Here is a 5,133-nt window from a genome sequence, read left to right as displayed (position 1 = left end):
CAGCGAGGCCGAGCTGGTCGCGCGCCTGCAGGACCAGGGCCATCTGCCGATGGAGACGCAGCTGGCCGACGGGGGGGCGGTTGGCGGCAGCAGCCTGCGCGGCCTGTTCCGCCAGCGTCCGCTGCAGGGCGCGGCATTGCTGCAGTTCACCCAGCAGCTGGCCACCCTGCTCGGTGCCGGGCAGCCGCTGGACCGCGCGCTGTCGATCCTGCTCAGCCTGCCCGAAGACGAGCGCTCGCGCCGCGCGATCACTGACATCCGCGACGTGGTGCGTGGTGGCGCGCCGCTGTCGACTGCGCTGGAACGCCAGCACGGCCTGTTCTCGCGTCTATACGTGAACATGGTGCGCGCCGGCGAAGCCGGTGGCAGCCTGCACGACACACTGCAACGCCTGGCCGACTACCTCGAACGCAGCCGTGCGCTGCAGGGCAAGGTGATCAACGCCCTGGTCTACCCGGCGATCCTGCTGGTGGTGGTGGGTGGTGCGCTGCTGTTCCTGCTGGGCTACGTGGTGCCGCAGTTCGCACAGATGTACGAAAGCCTGGACGTGGCGCTGCCATGGTTCACCAACATGGTGCTGCAGCTGGGCCTGTTCGTGCGCGACTGGTGGGTGCTGCTGCTGGTGGTGCCGGGCGTGCTGCTGCTGTTGTTCGAACGCAAGGTGCGGCAGCCCGCGTTCCGTCTGGCGCTGGATGGCTGGCTGCTGCAGCGCCGGGGCATCGGCCGCCTGCTGGGCGAGCTGGAAACCGCGCGGCTGGCGCGCACCCTGGGGACACTGCTGCGCAACGGCGTGCCGCTGCTGGGGGCGCTGGGCATCGCCCGCAACGTGCTCGGCAACCGCGCGCTTGCCGCAGACCTGGAGACCGCCGCCGACGAGGTCAAGAACGGCACCGGCCTGTCGCTGGCGTTGTCGCGCGGCAAGCGTTWTCCCCGGCTGGCGCTGCAGATGATCCAGGTCGGCGAGGAGTCCGGCGCGCTSGAYACSATGCTGCTGAAAGCTGCTGATACCTTCGAACAGGACAGCGCCCGCCGCATCGACCGCCTGCTGGCGGCGATGGTGCCGGCGATCACCCTGGTGCTGGCCTCGGTGGTCGGCGCGGTGATCGTGGCCGTGCTGGTGCCGTTGTACGACCTTACCAACGCCATCGGCTGACGATGGCCTCCTTCGCAACCCCGACATCCCGTACCTGAAAGGACCGACCATGATTGCTTCCCGTCGACCGATCCGCCTTTCCTTCACCGCCGCACGCCACCAGTCGGGCATGAGCCTGMTSGAGATCATCATCGTCATCGTGCTGATCGGCGCGGTGCTGACCCTGGTCGCCAGCCGCGTGCTCGGCGGCGCCGATCGAGGCAAGGCCAACATCGCCAAGGCGCAGGTGCAGACCGTTGCCTCCAAGGTCGACAACTACCAGATCGACACCGGCAAGCTGCCCGCCTCGCTCAACGACCTGGTGACCGCACCGGCCGGCGTCGGTGGCTGGCTGGGCCCGTATGCCAAGCCTGCCGACCTCAACGACCCGTGGGGCCACGCGCTGGAGTACCGCGCACCGGGCGAGGGCCAGGCGTATGAACTGATCAGCCTGGGCAAGGACGGCAAGGCCGGCGGCAGCAGCGTCGACGCTGACATCCGCTACCAGCCGTAAGCACGCATGCTGCTTTTCCTGCCGCGCCGGGTGTCACGCCCGCGCCTGCACGGCAGGCGCGCGGCGGGCCTGTCGCTGCTGGAAATGCTGCTGGTGATCGCGTTGATCGCGGCCATCGGCCTGATCACCGCCGCTGGCATGTCGCGCGGCTTTGCCGGCATGCAGCTGCGCAGTGCCGGCAAGGACATCGCCAACCAGCTGCGCATGGTGCGCGCGCAGGCCATTGCCCGCGGCGAACCGCAGCGCTTCGTGATCGAGCCGGCGCAGCATCGTTGGCAGGGCGCCAGCCAGCGCCACGGTGAAGTGCCGGCCAAGCTGAAGGTGCAGTTCGAAGGTGCCGCGCAGTTGGCCACCGCGCCCGGCCAGGGCGTGATCGAATTCCATCCCGACGGCGGCTCCAGTGGCGGCCGCATCCGCCTGCAGCTGGAGAGCGCCGAGTGGCGCATCGATGTCGGCTGGTTGACCGGTGAAGTCCGTTCCGGACCGTGGCGGGCGCAATGAGGTCGCGCGCCCGTGGTTTTACCCTGCTGGAAGTGATCGTTGCCTTCGCCTTGCTCGGGCTGGCGCTGACGCTGTTGCTGGGCAGCCTGTCCGGCGGCGCGCGGCAGGTGCGCGACGCCGAGCTGCGCACGCGCGCGGTGCTGCACGCGCAGTCGTTGCTGGCCGCCGCCGGGGTGGAAGCACCGCTGCAGGCCGGCAGCCAGCAGGGCGAGTGGGAGCAGGGGCGTTATCACTGGCAGCTGCAGGTGCAGCCCTGGGCCGAGCCGCGCAGTGGTGCGCTGCCCGCTGCGCAGTCGCCGGGCGCACCCTGGCTGGCGGAACTGCAGCTGCAGGTGCGTTGGGGCGACAGTGAACGCGAGCAGTTGCGCTGGCGCAGCCTGCGTCTGTTGCCGCCCGCGCTGGAGAATGCGCGATGAGGCGCCGCGCACGCGGCTTCACCCTGGTCGAAGTGATGCTGGCCACGGTGCTGCTGGCAGGCGGCCTGGCGCTGGCGTTCGCCAGCGTGCGCTCGGCGATGGCGATCAGCCAGCGCGGCGAGCAGATTGCCGCGCAGAGCGAACGCATGCGCGCAGTGCAGGCCCTGCTGCGGCGGCAGCTCGCCAGTGCCCTGCGCAGCCCGCTGGAAGTGCCCGATCCCACCCGCGAACCGGTGTTCTTCCAGGGTGACGATCAGGGCATGCAGTTCGTTGCCGACCTGCCGGGCTATCTCGGTCGTGGCGGCCCTTACCTGCATGCGCTGCAGGTGGATGGCGCAGCCGGCCACCGCCGCTTGCTGCTGGGGCTGGTGCTGCTGCAGGAAGGCGAGCGCATCGAAGAGAACCCGCCGCGCCCGCCCGAAGTGCTGGCGGAGGAGTTGAAGGACGTAAGGCTGCGCTACCGCGGTGTCGACGCCAGCAACGGGCAGCTGACCGAATGGTTGCCACGCTGGGAGGACACCCGACGCCTGCCATTGCTGGTGGAAGTACAGATCGTGCCGGCCAGGGGCACGCCGTGGCCGCCGCTGGTGGTGTCACTGCGGGCCGGTGGCAGCGGAGGTGCGCGATGAAGCGTCCACGTGGTGCCGCGCTGGTCCTGGTGCTGTGGTTGATCGCGCTGATGACCGCGCTGGTCGGCGCCTTTGCGCTCAGCGCACGGGTCGAACACCTGCAGCAGCGGGTGCTCGGTGACGACGCACGCGGCCAGGAGCGCGCCCGCGCCGGCCTGGAATACGCGTTGCTGCGGCTGCAGCCGGACCCGCAGCGTCCGCCGTGGCAGGCTGATGGCCGCGCCTATCGCTGGCAGTTCGACGACGCCCGCATCGAGATCCGGGTGTTGGACGAGAACGGCAAGATCAACCTCAACCTGGCCGATGCGGCCCTGCTGTCCGCATTCATGCAGGCACTGGGCGAGCCGGCAGAAAGCGCCAGGCAGCTGGCCGGTGCGATCATCGACTGGCGCGACGAAGACAGCCTGCTGCAGCCCGGTGGCGGTGCCGAGGCGCCGGAGTACGCCGCCGCAGGCCTGCCCTATGGCCCGCGCAACAAGCGCTTTGAAACCCTGGGCGAACTGCAGCGGGTGCTGGGGATGCGCGGGTCGCTGTATGCCGCGATGCTGCCGCACCTGACGCTCTACAGCAGGCAGGCGCGCCCGGATCCACGTTTCGCCAGTGGACCGGTGTTGACGGCATTGGGCCTGGATGCGGAACAACTGCTGGCGCAACGCGCCCAGCAGGAGCGTGACGGAGATAACGCTGCGGGTGCATCAGCGCTTGCCAGCGGCAGTGGCACCTATAGTATCGAGTCCCGCGCCACTGACGGCAGCGGACGCCTGTCAGTGCTGCAGGCGGTGGTGCGCAACGGATCGGGCGGGGTGCCCGGCCGGACCTACACAGTGCTTCGCTGGGAGCAGGGAATGGCAGCAAGATGACGGCGTGGCAGGACAGTCTGCGGCAGGTGCAGGGCCAGATCGGCCCCGGTGCCGGCCGTTTCCTGCGCTGGTGGCGGCAGTCGTTGCTGGCCTGGGTGCCGATGCGTTGGCAATGGGCGCTGGGCTGGTCGCAGACCCGCCTGCTGCTGCAGTGCGAGGACGGGCAACTACAGGTCTGGCGTGAAACCGGCGACGGTCTCGAGCCCGTGGCCCGCCTGCCTTGGCCGCTGCAACCGGTGGACCTGGACCGCGTGCTGGAGCCGCGCCTGCGCAGCCTGCCACGGGTGTGGCTGCTGCCGGCCGGGCAGGTCCTGCGGCGGAATCTGCGTCTTCCTGCCGCAGCCGCTGACCGCCTGCGTGCGGTGGTCGGCTACGAGATCGACCGGCAGACACCGTTCGAAGCCAGCCAGGTCAGCTATGACATCCGTGAGCTGGGCAGTGCCGGCGAAGGCCTGCTGCAGGTGGAGCTGGTGGCCTGGCCGCTGCGCCAGCTGGATGACTGGCGCGCGCAGATCGGAGCGTGGGCCGACGTGCTGGCCGGTGTCGATGCGATCGATGCCCAGGGCCGCGCGCTGCAGGTCAACCTGCTGCCGCCCGCGCAGCGTCAGCAGCGACCGGACCCGATGCGGCGCTGGAACCTGCTGCTTGCCATGGCTGCGCTGGTGATGCTGGTGCTGGCGGCGATGCAGTTGCTGGACAACCGTCGTGACGCCGTCGATGCGCTGCGCGCAGACGTCGAGCGCAGCGCCCGCAGTGCACGTGGCGTGGCCAGCGAACGCAGCCAGCTGCAGGCGCTGCTGGATGGAGCGGCGTTCCTGGAAACACAGCGCAACCAGCGCGCCAGTACCGTCGAAGTCTGGAACGAGCTGACCCGACGCCTGCCCGATGGCACCTACCTGGAAAAACTGGCGATCGAGAACAACAGCCTGCAGTTGATCGGCCTCAGCAGCGAAGCATCGCAGCTGGTCACGCTGCTRCAGGACGCGCCGCAGTGGCGCAAGGTCAACCTTACCGGCGTGCTGCAGGCTGACGGTGCCGCCAGTGGCCGCGACCGCTTCACCCTGACCGCCGAGCTGCAGCC

The 5,133-nt window shown here is 69.7% G+C and carries 7 protein-coding genes; all 7 read left to right on the top strand.

Annotated features, from left to right (window positions below; genetic code table 11):
- Nucleotides 1-1,153, top strand: a 1,153-nt coding sequence (gene xpsF / locus AC1VAN_RS10600) for a type II secretion system protein XpsF (RefSeq protein ID WP_480985768.1), incomplete at its 5' end; no start/stop codon positions are given.
- A gap of 49 nt (nt 1,154-1,202) precedes the next feature.
- Nucleotides 1,203-1,646: a type II secretion system major pseudopilin GspG gene (gene gspG / locus AC1VAN_RS10595; protein ID WP_480985767.1), complete on the top strand. Its 444-nt coding sequence runs from the start codon at nt 1,203-1,205 to the stop codon at nt 1,644-1,646.
- Between the two features lie 6 nt (nt 1,647-1,652).
- Nucleotides 1,653-2,147, top strand: a complete 495-nt coding sequence (xpsH, locus tag AC1VAN_RS10590) for a type II secretion system protein XpsH (protein ID WP_025876706.1) — start codon at nt 1,653-1,655, stop codon at nt 2,145-2,147.
- Nucleotides 2,144-2,563, top strand: a complete 420-nt coding sequence (gene xpsI / locus AC1VAN_RS10585; protein ID WP_025876704.1) for a type II secretion system protein XpsI — start codon at nt 2,144-2,146, stop codon at nt 2,561-2,563. The genes xpsH and xpsI overlap by 4 nt, the downstream gene beginning before the upstream one ends.
- Nucleotides 2,560-3,192: a type II secretion system protein J gene (locus tag AC1VAN_RS10580; RefSeq protein WP_032977169.1), complete on the top strand. Its 633-nt coding sequence runs from the start codon at nt 2,560-2,562 to the stop codon at nt 3,190-3,192. The genes xpsI and AC1VAN_RS10580 overlap by 4 nt, the downstream gene beginning before the upstream one ends.
- Nucleotides 3,189-4,052, top strand: a complete 864-nt coding sequence (locus tag AC1VAN_RS10575) for a type II secretion system minor pseudopilin (protein ID WP_025876700.1) — start codon at nt 3,189-3,191, stop codon at nt 4,050-4,052. Before AC1VAN_RS10580 ends, AC1VAN_RS10575 begins: the two co-directional genes overlap by 4 nt.
- Nucleotides 4,049-5,133, top strand: a 1,085-nt coding sequence (locus AC1VAN_RS10570) for a PilN domain-containing protein (protein ID WP_480985766.1), incomplete at its 3' end; no start/stop codon positions are given. The genes AC1VAN_RS10575 and AC1VAN_RS10570, both read left to right, overlap by 4 nt.

The sequence above is a fragment of the Stenotrophomonas sp. 05L44_2 genome (assembly GCF_056665995.1).
This window is presented reverse-complemented; position numbering and strand designations above follow the sequence as displayed.

Coding starts and splice junctions, on each gene's coding strand:
- xpsH (WP_025876706.1), top strand. CDS start 1,653: ATGCTGCTTTTCCTGCCGCGCCGGGTGTCACGCCCGCGCCTGCACGGC.
- xpsI (WP_025876704.1), top strand. CDS start 2,144: ATGAGGTCGCGCGCCCGTGGTTTTACCCTGCTGGAAGTGATCGTTGCC.
- AC1VAN_RS10580 (WP_032977169.1), top strand. CDS start 2,560: ATGAGGCGCCGCGCACGCGGCTTCACCCTGGTCGAAGTGATGCTGGCC.
- AC1VAN_RS10575 (WP_025876700.1), top strand. CDS start 3,189: ATGAAGCGTCCACGTGGTGCCGCGCTGGTCCTGGTGCTGTGGTTGATC.